The sequence below is a fragment of the Paraconexibacter antarcticus genome (genome assembly GCF_024220175.1).
In the GTDB taxonomy this organism is placed as follows: Bacteria; Actinomycetota; Thermoleophilia; order Solirubrobacterales; family Solirubrobacteraceae; genus Paraconexibacter; species Paraconexibacter antarcticus.
In genome coordinates this window covers 3,674,373-3,692,091 of sequence record NZ_CP098502.1, presented here as the reverse complement: position 1 = coordinate 3,692,091, position 17,719 = coordinate 3,674,373, and the positions used below count along the sequence as shown (strand labels likewise).

Here is a 17,719-nt window from a genome sequence, read left to right as displayed (position 1 = left end):
GGGTCACGATGATCGCAATCGCGGGGCTGATGGTCATCGCCGCCGTCGTCGGCGGCTACGTCCTGATTCACCAGCGCATCACCCTGCCCGGGGAGGACCGGTACGCCATCGACGTCGAGCTGCCGACGGCCCAGGCCTTCACCCCCGGCCAGGGCCAGCAGGTCAGCGTCGCCGGCGTCGACGTGGGCCGGATCGGCAAGGTCACCCTCCGCAACGGCCGCGCGATCATCCGCATGGACATCAAACGCAGCGAGCTGCGGGCGGTCTACGCGGACGCCACAGTGCTCAGCCGTCCGCGCACGCCGCTGGACGACATGTCGCTCGAGCTCGATCCGGGGACCCAACGTGCGGGCAAGCTCGCCGACGGCGCGCTGATCCCCGTCAGCCGCTCGCAGCCGAACGTCAACGTCGACGAGATCCTCGCGGGCCTCGACGCGGACACCCGCCCAGCGCTGCAGGCGCTGCTCCAGGGCGTGGCCCAGGGCATCGGCACTGGGCGCGGGCCGATCAACCTCCGTGAACTGCTCCAAAAGACGCGGCCGACGCTCGTGCAGACCAAGGTCCTCACCGACGCGATCCGCGGCCGCCGCGTCGAGCTGCGCCGCCTAGTCGGCAACCTCGCCCGGCTCACCGGCCGCCTCGGCAGCCAGACCGGTGACCTTCAGACCCTCGTCACCGGCGCAAATCAGACCTTCGGGGCCCTCGCAGCCGAGGACCGAGCGGTCCGGGCGTCCCTGACCAAGCTCCCCGGCACCCTGCAACAGGCCGACTCCGCGCTCGCCGCCGCCACGCCGCTCGCACAGACCCTGAAGCCCGCGCTCGGCACGCTGACCCCGGCTGCGAAGGCGCTCCCCGACGCACTCGCCGCCGTGCGTCCCCTGGCGCGAGCCGGGACCCCCGATCTGCGCCAGCTCCGCGGACTCTCCGTCGAGGCGCAGCCCCTGGCCAGCACCCTGAACACGGCCGTCACCGCGCTGCGCCCGATCGTCCCGAACCTCTCCCGGGCCACTCGGGTGCTGCAGTACGTCGCCAACGAGCTGGCCTACAACCCCGAAGGCAAAGAGGAGGGCTACCTGTTCTGGCTTGACTGGTTCGCCCACAACACCAACTCGATGCTCGGCAGCCGCGACGGCAACGGCGGCTGGTGGCGCGGGCTGGTCGTCGCCTCGTGCTCGACCACCGACATCCTCGGCACGCTCACGCCGGTGCTGGCGCCGCTGGCCAAGACAGGGGTCTGCCCGAAGTGAACAAGCAGCCACCGACCCTCGGCCGCATCATGATCATGGTCACGTTCGCGCTCTCGTGCTTCGGACTGCTGCTCTTCCTCTGGATCAGCTTCGGCGGAGCGGTACCGCTGCAGCCCAAGGGCTACCGGGTGAAGATCTCCGTCGCCGAGGCGACCCAGCTCGCGACCCAGGCCGACGTGCGGATCTCCGGGGTGCCGATCGGGAAGGTCGTCACCCTCGAGCGTGACGGCGACCGTACCCTCGCCACCCTCCAGATCAAGCCGAAGTACGTCCCGCTCCCCGACGACGTGCGCGTCATCCTGCGGCAGAAGACGCTCCTCGGCGAGACCTACGTCGAGATGACCCCCGGAACCCGCACCGCCCCCAGACTCGCCGAGAACGCCACCCTCCCGGCCAAACAAGCCCAGAACACCGTCGAGCTCGACGAGGTCCTGCAATCACTGGACGCCCCGAGTCGCAAGAACCTGCAGAGCTGGCTCAACGGATGGGCCGCCTCGATGGACGGCCGCGCCGAGAACATCAACGACATCCTCGGCACGCTCCCGGCAACCGTCGACGACGCCGGCGATCTGCTCGGCATCCTCGCCCAACAGCGCCGGGCCCTGCGGCAGCTGATCTCCGGCGCGGGCACCGTCTTCGCCACCGTCGGCGACCGCGACCGGGCCACCCGTCAGATCATCACCGCCGGCGACACGGTCCTGCGCACCACCGCCGCACGCCAAGGCGACCTGCGCGCCACCGTCCGCGCGCTGCCGCCGTTCCTCGCCGCCCTCCGGGGCGCCGCGCGACCGGCCGCCCAGCTCTCCCAGACGCTCACCCCGTCCCTTCGCACCCTGCGACCGGTCGCCCGCACCCTCAAGCCGACCGTCCAAGGCGCCGCCCGCCTCGGGACCCAGCTGTCCCTCACCGCCCGCCGCCTGGATCCCGTGATCACCACGGCCAAGCAGGGACTACCCGCGACCCGGCAGGTGCTAGCCGCCGCCGGCCCGGCGCTCGATCGCGTCTCTCCGCTGGCCGGCGACCTGGTCCCGATCGCCCAGTTCCTCGACGCTTACAAGAAGGACTTCACCCGCTCGTGGGCGTACGTGGCCAACGCGACCGCGCCGACCGCCGCCAGCGGTGGAGGCCGCCAGGTGCACTACCTGCGCCTGATCCTCCCTGTCTGGAACGAGATCGTCGCCGAGTACGCCAAGCGCGGCCCGACCAACCGGGCAAACCCGTACCCGGCCCCCGGCGGCCTGGCCCGCCTCGGCCAGGGCAAGCCCCTACAGACACTCGGCTGCGGGCACCTGAACAACCCGCAGCTGGTCCCCGTCATCGGCCCCGGCCCACCCGTCTGCGACCCGCAGCCGGCGTTCTCGATCGGCGGCGGCCACTCCAGCGAGTTCCCCAACCTGCAGCGGGCCGCACCGTGACCCGCACGGCACCATCTCGAGGAGCACGCTGAATGGTCCGCACCGTCGCCGATCGCACATTCCTGCCCGCCAAGGCAGTCCTCGAAGAAGTCGGGGACATGATGATCCTTACGGGGAAGACGATCGTGTCTGCGTTGCGTCCTCCGTACCCGTACGGTGGGGAGTTCGTGTCGCAGTTCCTGTTCGCGCTGCGGTTGTGCTGGTTTCCGCTGCTGGTGTCGACGGTGGCGTTCGGGTATGGGGCGCCGGGGCTGCAGGCGGCGAACTTCCTCGTGCTGTTCGGGGCGCTGGACCGTCTGGGCGGGTTCTTCGTGCTGGCGTCGATCCGCGAGTTCGCGCCGTTCGTCGTGGCGATCGTGCTGGCGGGGGTGGCGGGCACCGCGATCACCGCGGACCTCGGCGCCCGCAAGATCCGCGAGGAGCTCGACGCGCTGCAGGTCCTCGGCGTGGACCCGGTCAAGAACCTGGTCGTGCCGCGCTTTCTGGCGCTGATGGTCGTGACCGGCCTCTTCGACGTGTACGCGCTGCTGTTCGGCATCTTCGGCGGCATCCTGGCCACGCTCGTCAACGGCGCGCCGCTCGGGCCGTTCTGGGCGACGTTCTTCACGAATGCCTCGGTGACGGACCTGTGGGGCTCCTTGGTGAAGTGCACGCTCTTCGGGGCGATCATCGCGATCGTCTGCTGTTACAAGGGGATGACCGCGTCGGGCGGTGCCGCGGGCGTGGGCCGCGCGGTCAACCAGGCGGTCGTGATCGCCTTCCTCGGCGTCTTCGCCTTCAACTACGTGTTCACGCAGACGCTGCTGGCCACGCACCCCGAGATCACGGTGATCAAGTGATGGCGAAGAACCGCGCCCAGATGGCTTGTGTTCCGTTGGTGGGGAGGTTGGGTTAGATGGGCTGGCTCGCGGTACCCAAGGACTGGATCTCGACCTTCGGGGAGATCGCGAAGTTCTGCGGCAAGATCGTCGGCCAGGTCTACGGCCTGCGCGTGTTCCGCTTCTTCGGTGAGGCGCTGCGGCAGTGCGGGATCCTGATCCTGTCCTCGACGCTCGTGATCTGGGGGCTGGTGTTCATCATCGGGCTGCAGTGCGGGATCGAGGGCGCGTACTTCACCCGTTCGGTCGGTGCTCCCGCCTATTCCGGTGTCTTTGCCGCTTGGTGTGACCTGCGCGAGTTGGTCCCCTATGCCTTCGGGTACATGATGGCCGCGAAGGTCGGCACGGGGATCGTCGCCGAGCTCGGCTCGATGCGGATCTCGGACGAGATCGACGCCCTGGAGGTCATGGGCATCAACTCGGTGACGTTCCTCTGCGCCACCCGCCTGCTCGCGGCGTGGATGGTGCTGCCGTTCATGTACATCGCGGCGATCGGCGCCGGGTTCTTCGCGTCCTACCTTGCAGTGGTGCAGCAGATCGGCGACGTCTCCTCTGGCGGCTTCTTCCTCATCTTCTGGATGTTCCAGAACCCACCAGACATGCTGTTCAGCATGATGAAAGCCATGGTCATGGCCACGGGCATCGTGTTGGTGGGCTGCTACTACGGCTACAACGCCAGTGGCGGCCCGGTCGGAGTGGGCACCGCGACCGCGAAGTCCATGGTGTTGAACATCGTCTTCGTGCATCTCATCGGGATGCTCGGAACCCAGCTGTTCTGGGGCGCCAACCCACGCGCCCCCATCGGAGGCTGACGCCGCCGCGTCGGCGCGCCGCGCGCAGCGTTCATGTCCGTCGTCCAGGCCCGCGGGTCTCGCAGGTGAATCGTTTGCACCACTCGCGTGAATGGCGTGGTGGGGCGGTTCACCGATCCTCTGATCGGTCAACCGACGATGGTGGCACAGCGTGTTCAGCGATCGGTGCAGGGGTGGTCGGTCTGACGAGCGCAGGGTCGTCGACCGGGGCGACCTGTCGTCACAGCGAGCGGGCTACCCCCACGGCGCGGAGGCGTGCGGATGACCGAATCGCCGAGGCGGCCGCCGGGAGCGCCATCGTGCGCTGGCGCAGCGGACACCGGCATGTCTTCGCGATCACCCACCCCGACTACATCGAGCATGTGCTGCGCCAGCACGCCGACCGCTACCACAAGTCCGTGGAGTATCAGCTGGTCAGCGCCGTTGGCGTGACCGGTCACCGTCCTCGGGCGGAGCCTCTTCACCGACGACGGCGACTCGTGGCGACGCCACCGGATGATGCTCAACCGGTGAGGAGCCGCCCTCACTCAAGCGGTGCGCCGCGGTGCTATACCTCAGCGCGTCAGTTCCTTGACGTGCTCGCCGGGATCGAGGCCGGGCTCGGAGGCCGACGCGCGCAGCTCGTACGCCTTGCGCGCAGCGGGGTCGGCGGACGCGAGCACCTGGTCGGCCTTCATGACCCGGGTCATCGCCTCGCGGCCGCGGCGCGGGACCAGGCCCATGACGCTGAGGATCGGGCCGATCGACTTCGGGACGAAGACGTCGAACCGCGGGACCTGCAGCGCGTCGACGATCGCCTCGGCGACGTCCTGCGGCTGCACGTTCTTCACGCCGCGCGCCTCCTTCAGACCGGTCGCGAGCTCCGTGTTGACGACGCCCGGCATGACGCAGCTGACCTCGACGTTCGTCCCGCGCAGCTCGCCGCGCACGGCCTCGGAGACGCCGACGACGAAGTGCTTCGTCCCGCAGTAGGTCGCGCCGCCGGGAAAGCCGCCCTTGCCGGCGGAGGAGGCGATGTTGACCAGGTGGCCGCGACCGCGCGCGACGAAGCGCGGCAGGATGATCTTCATGCCGTAGAGGACGCCGTGCACGTTGATGTAGACCTGGCGGTGCGCGGTCAGGTCGTCCTCCTCGAGGAACGGCCCGATCTGCATGATCCCGGCGTTGTTGATGAGGACGTCGACCGGGCCGAGATCGGCCTCGGCCGCGTCGAGGAACGCGACGAACGAGTCACGGTCGGTGACGTTCAGCTGGTAGCCCTTGACGGTCGGGCCGAGCTCGGCGGCGGCCTGCTCCGTCGCGGCGAGGTCGAGGTCGCCGATCGCGACCTTCATCCCCTGCGCGACGAGCGCGCGCGCCGTCTCCTTGCCGATGCCACGGGCACCGCCGGTGATGACGGCGACCTGGCCGCTGAGGATGCGGGGCTGCTTGGCCATCAGAGAGTCACGGGCAGCGTCTTGAACTGATTCAGGAACGTCGACCGTGTCCGGGTCGGCTCCCCCGCCAGGTGAAGCTGCGGGATGCGCGCGACGGTCTCCTCAAGGAGGATTCGCAGCTCCAGACGCGCCAACGCCGCGCCGAGGCAGAAGTGCCGGCCGCCGGCGCCGAAGGCCTGGTGCGTCGGAGCGCGGGTGATGTCGAACCGGTGCGGGTCCTCGTACACCGTCTCGTCGCGGTTGCCGGATGCGTACCAGAGGGCGACCTTGTCGCCTGCCTTGATCGTTTGCCCGTGCAGCTCCACGTCGCGGCTTGCGGTGCGCCGCATGTAGGAGAACGCCGGGAAGTACCGGAGCATCTCCTCCACAGCATCGGGGATCCGGGAGGGCTCGCGCTGCAGCAGGGCAAGCTGTTCGCGGTCGTGCATCAGGGCATGCATCGCGTTCGTATAGACCGACTTGGTGGAGTCGGTCCCGCCGGCGATCAGGATGCCGAACTGCATGAAGATCTCCATGTCGTTGAACCGGTCGCCTTCGACCTCCGCGAGGGCCAGGGCGGTCAGGATGTCGTTCGTCGGCTGTTCGCGGCGCGCGGCGATCAGCGGAAGGATGTATTCGCCACCCTCCTGCACGAGCTCGTAGAGCCGCTCGAGATTCGGTCGATACTCAGGATCCTCGAACGCGAGCCCGACGTTCGCCCACTCGACGAGCGTGGCATCCATTCCAGGGTCGGTGCCGAGCATCGATCCGATCACCCGCGAGGTGACCGGGCCGCCGACGTCCTTGACGAGATCGCCACCACCTGCGCGCACGACCCCGTCGATCGCGTCCGCCACGATCCGGCGAACCTCGACGGCGTGCTCCTCGATCGCCTTCGGCGTAAATGCCCGTTGAAAGAGGCCCTTCACGCGGGTGTGGCGCGGCGGGTCCATCGAGATGATCACCTCTCGCTGCAGGTCCATCGGCACCGCGGACTCGTCCGGCAGCATCATCCCACCGAGCGCCGAGCTGTAGGTCTCCCAGTCCATGTTCGCCGCCCGGATGTCGGCGTGCCGCGTCAGCGACCAGAAACCGGGCTCGCCGTCGTAGGTCGTCATCTCACTCCAGTGCACCGGCGCGTCTGCTCGCAACCGATCGAAGATCGCATGTGGGGGGCCGTCGTTCCACAACGTGAGATCGCTGAGGTCTGCCCCAAGGCCCGAAATCGTGCTCATTCGCGGACCATAGCAATAAAGAACCATGTGGTGGCTTTTTTGCCGCCGGGTTGCCAATATCACCGGACCGGGGGTTTGGATCGCGCCCGGTCGACCGATAACGCGATGAAGGAGCAACGATGAGTGGATCACGCGGAACGTCCATCAAGGGGATCGCGAAGGCGAACGCACCGAAGCTCGTGAGCAGGATGAGCGACCGACTGCTCGAGCAGACCATCGGGCGTCAGCCCGGCCTGACGCTGATCTTCAGGACGATGGCTGGAGAGTTCGTGCCCGCCGCCGCCGAGGGATTCAGCGGCGAGATCGCCTACGAGCTGACGGGCCTGGACGGCGTACTGCGGTCGCGAACAATGCGCATCACGTCCGTCGCCGCAGTGCCCGTCGCTGAGAAAGCGGCCGATCCGGCACTGACGATCAAGCTGGGCCTGGCCGATTTCATCCGCCTCAGCGCCGGCGAGGCAGATCCCGTGACCCTGCTCATGGGTGAGCGGATGACCCTCGAAGGCGACTTCATGCTCGCCGCCAAGGTCGGGGCGATGTTCGGCCAACCGCTGCCCGAAGCCTGAGGACACGTAAGTCGCAGCGGCCGACCGGTATCGCTCACATGGCAGCGTCGGCGGTCACGGAGCTCGAGATACTGAGCTCTCGATCGTCGACGGGGGCCGCAGCGTAGGTCGCCTTGGGTGGCGCCCAGAGCGCGGCGAGGATGCCGGCGGCGAGCATGATGAAGACCATGACCAGCGAGGTGTGCTGCGTGGCGTGCACGTAGGAGTCCCGCGCTTTGTCGGCCAGGGCCTGCCCGCTGGGGCCCAGGCGGCTTGCGACCTGGAGCGCGCCGGCGGCCGATCCGCGGCTGGCGTCGCGGGCGGGGGCGGGGAGCTTGTCGGTGATGGCGAGCATGTCGGAGGTGTATTTGCCGGACAGCAGTCCGCCGAAGAGCGCGACGCCGAGCGAGGTGCCGAGTTCGCGGGTGGTGTGGTTGACGGAGGCGGCGACGCCTTGTTTGGCCTCGGAGACGTTGCTGATGATCGCCTGGGTGCAGGGGACCATCGCCATGCCGAGCCCGAGGCCGATCGGCAGCGTGGCGGCGAACAGGACCCAGACCGGTCCGGCGCTGCCGATCCCGAGGAGGATGAGGAACCCGAGGGCGTTGAAGATGCAGCCAGCGCAGACGATGACGCGTAGGCCGAAGCGGCGGGTCAGGCGTCCGGCGTAGATCGTGATCGGGATCAGCGTGAACGCGGTCGCCGACATCGGTAGCGACGCGGCCAGCGCGGTGTCGCCGAGCACGACCTGCTGGTAGGGGATGATCAGGAACGCGAGGCCGTAGACGCTGGCAAAGCACATCATGACGGTGAACGACGCGACCGCGAAGGAGCGGTTGGCGAACAGCCGCACGTCCAGCAGCGGGTAGCGGCGGCGCAGCTGAATCGCGGCGAAGGCGCCGCCGGCGAGCACGCCGAGGCTCAGCAGGCCGATGATCTTCGGGTCGCTCCAGCCGTCCAGGCCGGCCTGGATGAACGCGGCGACCAGGGCGCTGACGCAGATGAGTGCGGCCAGGGCGCCCCAGACGTCGATCGGTGGCTGGTCCTCGTCGCGCGAGGACGGCAGCGTCGGGGAGACGGCGAGCACGATCGCGGCGCCGGCGAGGATGCTCCAGAAGGCCGAGCGCCAGGAGAAGAACTCAAGCAGGATCGCCGCCACGAGGCCGCCGAGCACGCCGGCGAGGGAGAACGCGGCGGTCCAGATGCTCACGCCGGCATCGCGCATGTCCATGGGCAGGGTGCTGGTGATCAGCGACAGGGTCGAGGGGAGGATCAGCGCGGCGCCGACGCCGAGCGCGGCGCGGGCGCCGATCAGGGCGTTGGGGGTGTCGACGAACTGCAGCGCGACGGCGGAGGCGGCGAAGATCCCGAGGCCGGCGATCATCACGCCGCGGCGGCCGAAGCGATCGCCGAGGGCGCCGGCGGGGAGCAGGAGGCCGGCCATCGCGAGGGTGTAGACGTCGATGATCCAGGTCAGCTCGGTCTGACTTGCCCCGATCTCGCGGGCGATCTGTGGCCCGGCGATGTAGAGCGTGGTGATCGACGCGACGACAAGTCCGACCGACGCGCAGAGGATGCCGAGGACCCAGTAGGCGCGGGACGTGACATCTGCTCAGGCATGAACGGCGACCTCCGGCTGGTTGGGCTTCTGGGTGCCGGGCGCGACGGCGCCGGGTTGCCGGTGGGAGAGGCTGAACTTCGGCAGCAGTCGTCCGAGCCAGTGGGGCTGATGCCAGGCGCGGGGGCCGGCGATGCTGATCAGGGCGGGGAGGAGCAGCAGCCGGACCAGGAAGGCGTCGAGCAGGACGGCGACGCCGAGCACGACGCCCATCTCCTTCGCGGGGACGGCGGGGGAGAAGGCGAAGGAGCCGAAGACGCCGAGCATCGCGGCGACGGCCGCGACGATCACCGGTCCGGAGCGGCCCATGCCGTGAACGACGGCGGTGCGGGCGTCCCGGGTCTCATCCCAGCGCTCGCGGGCGGAGGAGATGAAGAACACGGTGTAGTCCATCGCGATCGCGAAGATCATCGCGCTGAAGAACACCGGCACCCAGAAGTCGATGAAGCCCTGGGACTGAAATCCCAGCAGACCGGTGAGGTGTCCGTCCTGGAAGACGTGGACGGTGATCCCGAGCGCGGCCGCCGTGGACAACACGCTGGTGAGCGTTCCGGCGAGCGCGATCAGCGGCGCCTGCACGGCGATCAGCAGCAGGATCGAGCCGAGCACGAGGATCATCCCCAGGACGAGCGGGGCCTTGTTGGTCATCGCCCGCTGCAGATCGTGCAGCTCGGCGGGGGCGTGGCCAACCAGTGCGTCTGGCGGGAGTTCGGCGCGGAGCCGATCGATCTGGGTTCCGGCCGCCCGGCTGTCGGGTGCCACCCGGAGCGCGGCCTGCAGCAGAACGTGATCGGTGCCCGGCGTCGTCGGGAGCGGGCGCACGCCGACCAGGTCGCGGTCGGCGCGCATGACCGCCTCCGCGCGGGCGCCGTCCCCTGCGGGTGCGGCGACGGTGACCGGCGCGATGCCCGACACGCCGAACGCGTGGTTGACCAGTTGCGCGCCCTGGCGGGCCGGCGCGTCATCGGGCAGGATCGCGTCGCCGGGAATGCCGATCCGCAGATGGCCGAGCGGGAGCGCCAGCACGACGAGCACAAGGATCGCCGCGGCGGCCAGCGGCCGCGGGTGGCGCCAGACGAACGCCCCCCATCGGGTCATCAGCCCGTCACCGTCGGCGCGGGCGCCGCGCTGGTTCTGGCGGCGGCGCCAGGGCGTCGCGCCGGCGTCGATCCGCGGCCCGAGCCGGGCCATCAGCATCGGCATCAGCGTGAACATCACCGTCAAGACGAGGGTGACGGAGAGCATGATCGCGAGGCTGATCGCTCGAGGCATCGGGCTGGGGATCAGGAAGCACACCCCGATCGCCAGGAACACGGTCGTGCCCGAGAACGCGATCGCGCGACCGGCGGTATCCATCGTGACCGCCGCCGCCAGGGCGGGATCAGCGTGTTCTCGCAGGGCCTCGCGGAAGCGCATGACGATGAACAGCGCGTAGTCGATGCCGAGCGCCATCGTGAAGATCAGCGTGAACGTCAGCGCCCACAGGGAGATGTCGAACAGGTGGGTGAGGATTGTCAGGGTGCCGCCGGTCACGGCTAGGCCGATGACGGTGATCAGCAGCGGCAGGCCGCCGGCCATCAGCGACCCGAACGCCAGGGCGAGGACCAGCAGCGTGATCGGCAGCGCGTAGGTCTCCGAGTGCAGCGTGGCGTCGCGGTTGTCCTTGTTGAAGTCCGCCCACTGCGCCGAGAGCCCAGACAGGTAGGCCCGGTAGCGCGGGCCGGCGACCTTCGGCACCTGGCCGCGGAGGCGGTCGGCGGCGCGGATCATCTCCTTCGGGCTCGCGCCGGCGCCCGCGGTGACGATCACGGTGCGCCCGTCGGCCGATATGAGTCCGGCCTTCTGCGGCCCGACCGTGCCGCGGACGGCCTTATCGCCGCCGAGCAGGCGCGATTCGGCGCGAGCAGCGCGCCGGAAGGCCGGGTCCTCGGCATACGGCCGGGCGCCGTGCATGACCACGCTCAGCGCCGAGCTGGAGGCCAGCGGATCGGCCGTCTGCACAACGTCGCGGGCTTTCACCGAGTCCGAGCCCGTCGCCCACATCCCCGACCCGGCCAGCGAATGCTCAAGCTGCGGCAGGAACGCGCCCAAACCGGCCACCACAACGAACCACACGACTGCGGTACGCCGTGCGTGGGTGGCCGACGCGTACGCCAGCCGGCCGAGCGGACCGAGCGCGGACGCCGCCGCGGCGGATGGATCTTTGGTGGCGGACGTCGGCATGTCCCAAGCAAACCACATTTTGCACCGAACGAGTAAGAAAACTACTCCGATCGGTACGTTATGCTGGTGGCGTGGATGCTGAACGGGAGAGCTTGTGGCGCGCCTGAGGATCGAGGAGCGCTATGACGACGCGATGGCCGAGAGCATGCTCGCCATCAGCAACGAGATGCCGGGGCTGCCCGAGTTCCTGGGTGTGCGGTTGCTGCGCTTCGCTGCGGGACGGCTCTGGTCTGAGGCGGACCTCACCGGCCAGGTGCCGACGCCGTCGGGGAACGTGCACGGAGGGGTCGTCGCCGCGATCCTGGACCACATCACCGGCGCGGTGGTCTACCCGTTGATCCCGGACGGGCATTGGGGGGCGACGACTGAGCTGAAGCTCAACTACATCGCGCCCGTCGCGGCGGGATTGCTGCAGGCCGACGCGACGGTCCTGGCGATCACCAACCGCAGCGCGGTCGTGCGGGCGGAGGCCTACATGGACGGCAGGCTCGTCGCCGCCGCCCAGGGCACGATCGCGATCGTCGCCCCGCGCGCGGTGACCGACCGAGCGGCGGCATGAGCACGGGCAAGCACCTGACCGCCAAGGGCCAGCGAACGGCCGCCCGGGTCCTGGAAGCGGCGACCACCGTGCTGGCACGCGACGGGTTCGGCGGCGCGACGCTGGGCCGGATCGCGGAGGAAGCAGGCCTGGACAAGCGCAACGTCCTCTACTACTACGACACCCGCGAGGCGCTGCTGGTACGCGTGGTCCAGACCGTCGGCGAGCGCGTCGCCGGACACATCGAGGAGACCGTCGGCGAGATCGACACCCCCGAAGCGCTCGCCGACGCACTCGTCGAAGCGATGTGGTCGGGGATCACCTCCGCGCCCGAGCTCGCGCGCTCCTACTTCGCCCTGATCGGCGGCGGCGCCGGCACCCCCGAGGTTGAAGCGGCCCTGCGAGGGCTCAAAGACGCCTACGAGCGGCTCATCTCCCGGCAGCTGCAGTCGATCAGCCACACCCGGTGGCGGCTGCGCGACGACCTTCCGGGCATGGTCACGCTGACCCTCGCGGTGTTCCGCGGTCTGCTGCTGGAGTGGACGGAGACCGGCGACACCGCGGCTAGCGCGGCAAGCCTGCAGCGGCTGAAGCGCTCGATCGCCGCCGAATACGTCCAGCTCGGGTAGGGCCCAGCCAGAACGGCGCTCCGGCGGGAGCGATGTGCAGCCCATGAGTGTCGGCTCGGCCGCGGACCTCGCTGGACTATGCGAGGGCAGTGGCTCGTAGTGGCGAATCGGTGTGGTGGTTCAGCGGCGGCTGGGTGTCGGTGAGGTCGGTGAAGAAGCTCTGACGGATGCGGGCGATTGCCGTGGAGGTGAGGTCGGCGATCTGCTGCGCGAACGGGCGGTCGGCGCGCGGTGTGGTGGTGGAGCCTCGGTCGAGAACGAGCAGTGCGATGACCGCGTCGTCGAGCCTGATGCGGCCGATGACCGGTGCCGTGAGGTCCAGGCGCCGTCGCAGCATGTGCTCCAGGGGATCCGGCGCGCTCGGATCGCGATGGCGCTCGATCGCCCTGACCACGCTGGCATCGAGGATGATCGGGGCGATCCGGAGCTGCCGGGTGACGCGCTCGCTGACCGGCGACGGGTTGGTGAGCAGGCCGGTATGAGCGCTAATAGTGCTCCGTTAGGTGTCGTTGAGGTAGGGGGTGTCGGGCGGCAGCCGTCTGCGGCAGGTCGGGCATGTCCCGTGCCAGCAGGCCAAGAGCGTTTGCAGCTCCCGAACGACCTCGAACAGTGAGGTCAGGCGGCCGCCCGGCGTTGAGGTCGCCGCAGTCGTTCCAGGGTCAGGAAGCCGTGCGCGACGGAGACGAGGGTTGTGTGGTGGTGCCAGCCGGGCCAGGAGCGGCCTTCGAAGTGGTCTAGGCCGAGGGCGTCTTTGAGCTCGCGGTAGTCCTGCTCGATCCGCCAGCGCAGCTTCGCCAGCGCGACGAGTGGAGTTCCCCCGGTTTCGTGGACATCTGATGGCTGAGGTTGCTCAGCCCGAGAGGATGTCTGCATATGCCCAAGGTCCCGCCGTACTCGTTGGAATTCCGCCTGGAGGCCGTTCGGCTCCTGCGGTCCAGCGGCCGCACCGTCCCGCAGCTGGCGAAGGAGCTCGGAGTCTCGGAAGGGTCGCTGCGCAGCTGGCGCGAGCAGCTTGACGCTGACGAAGGTCGCTCGGAGGGCCTGAGCACCAGCGAGCGCGAGGAGCTGCGGCGCCTGCGCAAGGAGAACCGGATCCTCGCGGAGGAGCGTGAGATCCTAAAAAAAGCAGCGGCCTTCTTCGTGGCAGAGAACAAGAACCGGTGATCGCCTTCCGGTTCGTTCTGGCGAACAAGGCCTGCCACTCGATCAGCCTGATGTGCCGTGTGCTCGCGGTCTCGCGCTCGGGCTATCACGCCTGGATCGTTCGGCCGCCGTCGGCCCGGGCCGTCGCTGACGCGGCGCTCACCGACCAGATCTCGGTCATCCACACGGACGCGCTGAAGACCTATGGCTCCCCGCGGATCCATGCCGAGCTGCGGCTGCAGCACGACGTTCTGGTCGGCCGCAAACGCGTGGAGCGGCTGATGCGCAACGCCGGCCTCTCGGGCCTGCACAAACGACGGCGCGGACGCACCACGATCCGCGTGCAGGGCGTGCGGACCGCACCCGATCTGGTGGAGCGCGACTTCAACCCGACCCGGATCAACCAGCTGTGGGTCGCCGACATCACCTACATCCGCACGTGGGAAGGGTGGCTCTACCTGGCGTCGGTGATGGACTGCTACAGCCGCCGGATCGTCGGCTGGGCGATGGCCGATCACATGCGCGCCGAGCTCGTCATCGACGCGCTGGAGATGGCCGTCGCCAGGCGCCGGCCCGACGGGCGGCCGATACATCACAGCGACCAGGGCGGGCAATACACGTCTCTGATCTTCACCCAGCGCTGCCGCAGCGTGGACATCGACATCTCGATGGGATCCAAGGGCGACTGCTACGACAACGCCGCGATGGAGAGCTTCCACGCGAGCCTGAAGAAGGACCTCATCCACCGCCGCTCGTGGCCGACCAAGACCGAGGCGCGAACAGCGGTGTTCGGCTACATCGAGACGTTCTACAACCGCCGCCGACGCCACTCCCGCCTCGGGATGCTCAGCCCCGTGGACTACGAGAACACCCCTCTACGCGATACGGGAACGGCTTTCTCCCCCTCCCCCGACCAGACCCTGTTGACTACAACAACGGCCGCTCACGCGGCCTAACCCCGACCTGTCCACCAGACCGGGGGACTTCCAGGTGACCTCCTGAGCAGAGCCGCGGTCGCCGCGAACGACCGCTTTCAAGCCCTGCTTGGGAGGTCACTCCACTTCAGACCCCGGATGGATCGGTGGATCGAGGCTTAAGTGACCTCCCAAGCAGGGCTTGAAAGCGACAGATTGCGCCTGTCGCGGCTCTGCTCAGGAGGTCACCCTCATGGTGAACGAGTCGGCGGTCGTGGTGTTCGATGATGCGCGGGCGGTGGCGAACGCGGGCGTGATGCTCCCGGCACTGCTCGCCGGCCGCCTCGGCCTGGAGGCGCTGGTCGACGATTGTGTTGATCTCGGCGACCGTCCGGGCGCGGCGAACCCGGGCCGGAAGGTCATGACGATGTGCTCGGCGATGGTTCTCGGCGCGGACTGCATCGATGACTGCGACCTGCTTCGGTCGGGGCAGACCGCGGCGGTGCTCGGGCATCGTGTTGCGGCGCCCTCGACCTTGGGGACGTTCCTGCGGGCGTTCACGTTCGGGCACGTCAGGCAGCTAGACCGGGTGCTCGGCCTCGCGCTTGAACGCGCGTGGGCGGCGGGCGCCGGCCCGGGCGATCAGCGGCTGGTGATCGACGTTGATTCGTTCGTCGGTGAGGTCCACGGCTACAAGAAGCAGGGCGCGGGCTACGGCTACACCCGAAAGCTCGGCTACCACCCACTCCTGGCGACCCGCGCGGACACCGGTGAGGTCCTCCACATCCGGCTGCGAAAGGGCTCGGCGAACACCTCCCGCGGCATGCTCCGCTTCTGCGAGGAGCTCATCGCCCGCGTTGACCGCGCCGGCGCCACAGGCCCGAAGCTGCTGCGCACCGACTCGGGGTTCTGGGCGAAGAAGACGTTCGTGCGGCTTGACCGGGCCGGCTGGCAGTTCTCGATCGGGATCCGCATGCAGCCCCATGTTCGCGCGCTCGTAGAAGCGATTCCCGAGGACGCCTGGGCCACGTTGGAGGACTACCCCAAGACGTCGATCGCGCAGATCGCCGAGACGACGATCGGCGACTTTCGGATGATCGTCAGGCGGGTTCGCACGCTCTCCCAGCAGGGCGAGTTGCTCCCGAGTTGGGAGCACTACCCGTTCGCCACCAACCGCACCGACGACCTCCAGATTGTCGAGGCCGAGCATCGCCAGCACGCCGTCGTTGAGCTCGCGATCCGCGACCTCAAAGACCAAGCGCTCGCGCACTTCCCTTCGGGCAAGTACAACGCCAACGCCGCCTGGACCGTCATCGCCGCGATCGCGCACAACCTGCTGCGCTGGACCCAGAAGATCGCCCTCCCCGACGCCACCACCCGCACCGCGCGGACCCTCCGCCGCAGGCTGCTCACGATCCCCGGACGACTCGCCCGCAGCGGCCGCAAAACGCTGCTGCGGATGCCCGCCCGCTGGCCCTGGGCCCACGACTTCCTCACCGCCCTACAGCACATCCGGGCGCTCCCGCCACCCACCTGACACTCGCCGGCCACCGACGATAATCAGCCGCAGCACTGCCGGCCTCGGCCTGCCCGCCACCGGCCGCAATCACGCTGGCGCGACGGCCTCAACTGGCCCCACCCGCACGCCGAGTCCCTCAGCGCGCTCGATCACCCGCGCCGCCACTCCGAGCTGACCCACTCGGCCGCTGACGCGGCCGACCGCAGGGGCGAACGGTGGATCGAGGTTAAGTCGGCGAAAGTCGGTCGGGGGTAACTCTGGGGGTAACAGGGACGATTTTTGGTAGTTCGGCGCGGTCGGCGGGAGGCGCTGTACGCCTGGACGGGCAGCGGGCCGTGCCGGACGGTTTGCACGTCGACTCGCCGTCGCGCGAACGTTGGCGCCGCGGCCCTCGATCGTCCGGGTCCCCGTCCCCTGAAGGGTGCCAAGACCCGTTTCCGCCGTGAGATCAGGCCGGAATGGGGTTCTGGCACCCCACAGGCTTTTTGGCACGGCACAGGCTCTCGGGCCAGCCCACGGAGGTGACCTCGGTCGCGCTGCGCTCTCGACGTTCGTGGGTGACGACAACGGTCGGACTTCGCCAAGGGGAGTTGGTCGTGCTCTTCACTCAAGGGACCCTCTGGATGGCGAGATCCCTGGGCGTGGGCATCCAGGCGACCGAGGCGCTCTGGTGGCGCATCGGTGAGGGGCCGCCACACTCGATGCGCGGCGCCGGAGACGTGGTCTACGCACCGGCCGACGCTGACGGCCGACGGCCCACTGCGGCTGCTGGTCGCCGAAGCCGGCACGGTAACGCACACCGGCGACCTCGACGACGGCGTGCGATCTCTGCCACTACGCGGTCGCCTGACGGTCGTCATCGTCCGTTGGGCGCGGGAGCACGCCGCCGCGCTGGACACGACTGCGCGTCTGGCCCCGGAGATCTTCGGCGCCGTACACGCGCGAGCACGGCTACCGATGTCGCCTCCGGCCGGCTGGGCCTATCACCCAAGAGTCGGCGCAGGCGACCACTTCTGGCAGTCCACCGTGGACGGCGCCATTGCCTGCCTGTCACCGCAAGGCGCCGGCATTCTGCGCCGGCCGGTCGACGTCGCAGTCCCCGACGACCTCGCGCTGATCTGGTCGTCGCGGGTCGAGCGACTGCCTTCGCAGATCGGCGAGGACATCGAAGCGACACACGACTACCTGGCGGTCACTGTCGAGTTCGACGACGGGCGCGACCTCTCGTGGATGTGGTCGGCCACGCTGACGCCCGGGACGGCGTTTCAGTGCCCGCTCGCCTACTGGCACGACAGTAGAACGCACCTCGTCATCCGGTCGGGGATTTCCGAACTCGGCCACTGGGTCGAGGAGCGGCGCGAGATCAGCTCAGACGCGCGCACGTTTCTTCTCACCCCCGACCCGCGGCGCGTGGTCGCGGTATGGCTGGTGGCCAACACCGTCGTCCAGCAGGGCGTAGCCGCGTTTCACGTCCATGACCTCCGACTGCAGTCCACCCGCCAACAGTGCGACATCGACCTCTGCAACACCACCGGGAGAGCCGATCACGCAGAGCTTGACAGCCGGACGGCGGCGATCACGGGCTCAA

13 protein-coding genes and 3 pseudogenes are annotated in these 17,719 nt (G+C 69.0%); 10 read left to right on the top strand and 6 right to left on the bottom strand.

The genetic code is table 11. From position 1 onward, the window contains the following. The first annotated feature begins 8 nt into the window (after positions 1-8). From NBH00_RS18050 to NBH00_RS18035, 4 genes are read left to right on the top strand one after another with little or no spacing between them, the layout of a single operon-like run. The gene (locus tag NBH00_RS18050; protein ID WP_254569983.1) at positions 9-1,247 is read left to right on the top strand and encodes an MlaD family protein; all 1,239 of its coding nucleotides are present in this window, start codon (positions 9-11) and stop codon (positions 1,245-1,247) included. Further along, the gene (locus tag NBH00_RS18045) at positions 1,244-2,662 is read left to right on the top strand and encodes an MlaD family protein (RefSeq protein WP_254569982.1); all 1,419 of its coding nucleotides are present in this window, start codon (positions 1,244-1,246) and stop codon (positions 2,660-2,662) included. The genes NBH00_RS18050 and NBH00_RS18045 overlap by 4 nt, the downstream gene beginning before the upstream one ends. Positions 2,663-2,694: 32 nt before the next feature. Then, a complete protein-coding gene (locus NBH00_RS18040) occupies positions 2,695-3,501 on the top strand; it encodes an MlaE family ABC transporter permease (protein WP_254569981.1) in 807 nt (268 codons plus the stop codon). A gap of 56 nt (positions 3,502-3,557) precedes the next feature. Then, positions 3,558-4,352: an ABC transporter permease gene (locus tag NBH00_RS18035; protein ID WP_254569980.1), complete on the top strand. Its 795-nt coding sequence runs from the start codon at positions 3,558-3,560 to the stop codon at positions 4,350-4,352. Between the two features lie 554 nt (positions 4,353-4,906). On the opposite strand, the gene NBH00_RS18030 is transcribed toward NBH00_RS18035, so the two are convergent. Beyond that, on the bottom strand, positions 4,907-5,788 hold the full coding sequence (locus NBH00_RS18030) for an SDR family oxidoreductase (RefSeq protein WP_254569979.1): 882 nt from the start codon (positions 5,786-5,788) through the stop codon (positions 4,907-4,909). Then, complete coding sequence (locus NBH00_RS18025; protein WP_254569978.1) at positions 5,788-7,002, bottom strand: cytochrome P450; 1,215 nt, start codon at positions 7,000-7,002, stop codon at positions 5,788-5,790. The genes NBH00_RS18030 and NBH00_RS18025 overlap by 1 nt, the downstream gene beginning before the upstream one ends. A 188-nt stretch (positions 7,003-7,190) precedes the next feature. Between NBH00_RS18025 and NBH00_RS18020 the strand changes: the two genes are divergently transcribed. Next, the gene (locus NBH00_RS18020; protein ID WP_254569977.1) at positions 7,191-7,568 is read left to right on the top strand and encodes an SCP2 sterol-binding domain-containing protein; all 378 of its coding nucleotides are present in this window, start codon (positions 7,191-7,193) and stop codon (positions 7,566-7,568) included. A gap of 34 nt (positions 7,569-7,602) precedes the next feature. Here NBH00_RS18020 and NBH00_RS18015 read toward each other — a convergent pair whose 3' ends face one another. Together NBH00_RS18015 and NBH00_RS18010 are read right to left on the bottom strand one after the other, a co-directional pair. Further along, positions 7,603-9,123 (bottom strand): MFS transporter, encoded by a 1,521-nt coding sequence (locus NBH00_RS18015; protein WP_302182755.1) that lies wholly within the window; start codon positions 9,121-9,123, stop codon positions 7,603-7,605. Positions 9,124-9,159: 36 nt separating this feature from the next. After that, entirely contained in the window at positions 9,160-11,388 is a 2,229-nt protein-coding gene (locus tag NBH00_RS18010) for an MMPL family transporter (RefSeq protein ID WP_254569976.1), read from the bottom strand. A 94-nt stretch (positions 11,389-11,482) separates the two neighbouring features. Here NBH00_RS18010 and NBH00_RS18005 point away from each other — a divergent pair, with 94 nt between their 5' ends. Together NBH00_RS18005 and NBH00_RS18000 are read left to right on the top strand one after the other, a co-directional pair. Then, on the top strand, positions 11,483-11,947 hold the full coding sequence (locus tag NBH00_RS18005) for a PaaI family thioesterase (protein WP_254569975.1): 465 nt from the start codon (positions 11,483-11,485) through the stop codon (positions 11,945-11,947). Continuing rightward, the gene (locus NBH00_RS18000; protein WP_254569974.1) at positions 11,944-12,555 is read left to right on the top strand and encodes a TetR/AcrR family transcriptional regulator; all 612 of its coding nucleotides are present in this window, start codon (positions 11,944-11,946) and stop codon (positions 12,553-12,555) included. The genes NBH00_RS18005 and NBH00_RS18000 overlap by 4 nt, the downstream gene beginning before the upstream one ends. Positions 12,556-12,631: 76 nt before the next feature. On the opposite strand, the gene NBH00_RS17995 is transcribed toward NBH00_RS18000, so the two are convergent. Both NBH00_RS17995 and NBH00_RS17990 read right to left on the bottom strand, forming a co-directional pair. Continuing rightward, a complete protein-coding gene (locus NBH00_RS17995) occupies positions 12,632-12,892 on the bottom strand; it encodes a hypothetical protein (protein ID WP_254569973.1) in 261 nt (86 codons plus the stop codon). Positions 12,893-13,170: 278 nt separating this feature from the next. Further along, positions 13,171-13,362: pseudogene (locus NBH00_RS17990) on the bottom strand (transposase); the annotation flags it as partial. A gap of 66 nt (positions 13,363-13,428) precedes the next feature. Here NBH00_RS17990 and NBH00_RS17985 point away from each other — a divergent pair. From NBH00_RS17985 to NBH00_RS25585, 3 genes and pseudogenes are all read left to right on the top strand, one after another. Further along, positions 13,429-14,564, top strand: a pseudogene (locus tag NBH00_RS17985) (IS3 family transposase); the annotation flags it as partial. 301 nt (positions 14,565-14,865) lie between these two features. Beyond that, complete coding sequence (locus NBH00_RS17980) at positions 14,866-16,149, top strand: IS1380 family transposase (RefSeq protein WP_254569972.1); 1,284 nt, start codon at positions 14,866-14,868, stop codon at positions 16,147-16,149. Positions 16,150-17,088: 939 nt separating this feature from the next. After that, a pseudogene (locus tag NBH00_RS25585) lies at positions 17,089-17,601 on the top strand (DUF3047 domain-containing protein); the annotation flags it as partial. Positions 17,602-17,719 lie beyond the last annotated feature (118 nt).

Bases quoted from the DNA above. Each gene is read 5' to 3' on its own strand.
- NBH00_RS17980 (WP_254569972.1), top strand. From the start codon at position 14,866: ATGGTGAACGAGTCGGCGGTCGTGGTGTTCGATGATGCGCGGGCGGTG.
- NBH00_RS18025 (WP_254569978.1), bottom strand. From the start codon at position 7,002: ATGAGCACGATTTCGGGCCTTGGGGCAGACCTCAGCGATCTCACGTTG.
- NBH00_RS18030 (WP_254569979.1), bottom strand. From the start codon at position 5,788: ATGGCCAAGCAGCCCCGCATCCTCAGCGGCCAGGTCGCCGTCATCACC.
- NBH00_RS18035 (WP_254569980.1), top strand. From the start codon at position 3,558: ATGGGCTGGCTCGCGGTACCCAAGGACTGGATCTCGACCTTCGGGGAG.
- NBH00_RS18050 (WP_254569983.1), top strand. From the start codon at position 9: ATGATCGCAATCGCGGGGCTGATGGTCATCGCCGCCGTCGTCGGCGGC.
- NBH00_RS18040 (WP_254569981.1), top strand. From the start codon at position 2,695: ATGGTCCGCACCGTCGCCGATCGCACATTCCTGCCCGCCAAGGCAGTC.
- NBH00_RS18020 (WP_254569977.1), top strand. From the start codon at position 7,191: ATGAGCGACCGACTGCTCGAGCAGACCATCGGGCGTCAGCCCGGCCTG.
- NBH00_RS17995 (WP_254569973.1), bottom strand. From the start codon at position 12,892: ATGCTGCGACGGCGCCTGGACCTCACGGCACCGGTCATCGGCCGCATC.
- NBH00_RS18010 (WP_254569976.1), bottom strand. From the start codon at position 11,388: ATGCCGACGTCCGCCACCAAAGATCCATCCGCCGCGGCGGCGTCCGCG.
- NBH00_RS18000 (WP_254569974.1), top strand. From the start codon at position 11,944: ATGAGCACGGGCAAGCACCTGACCGCCAAGGGCCAGCGAACGGCCGCC.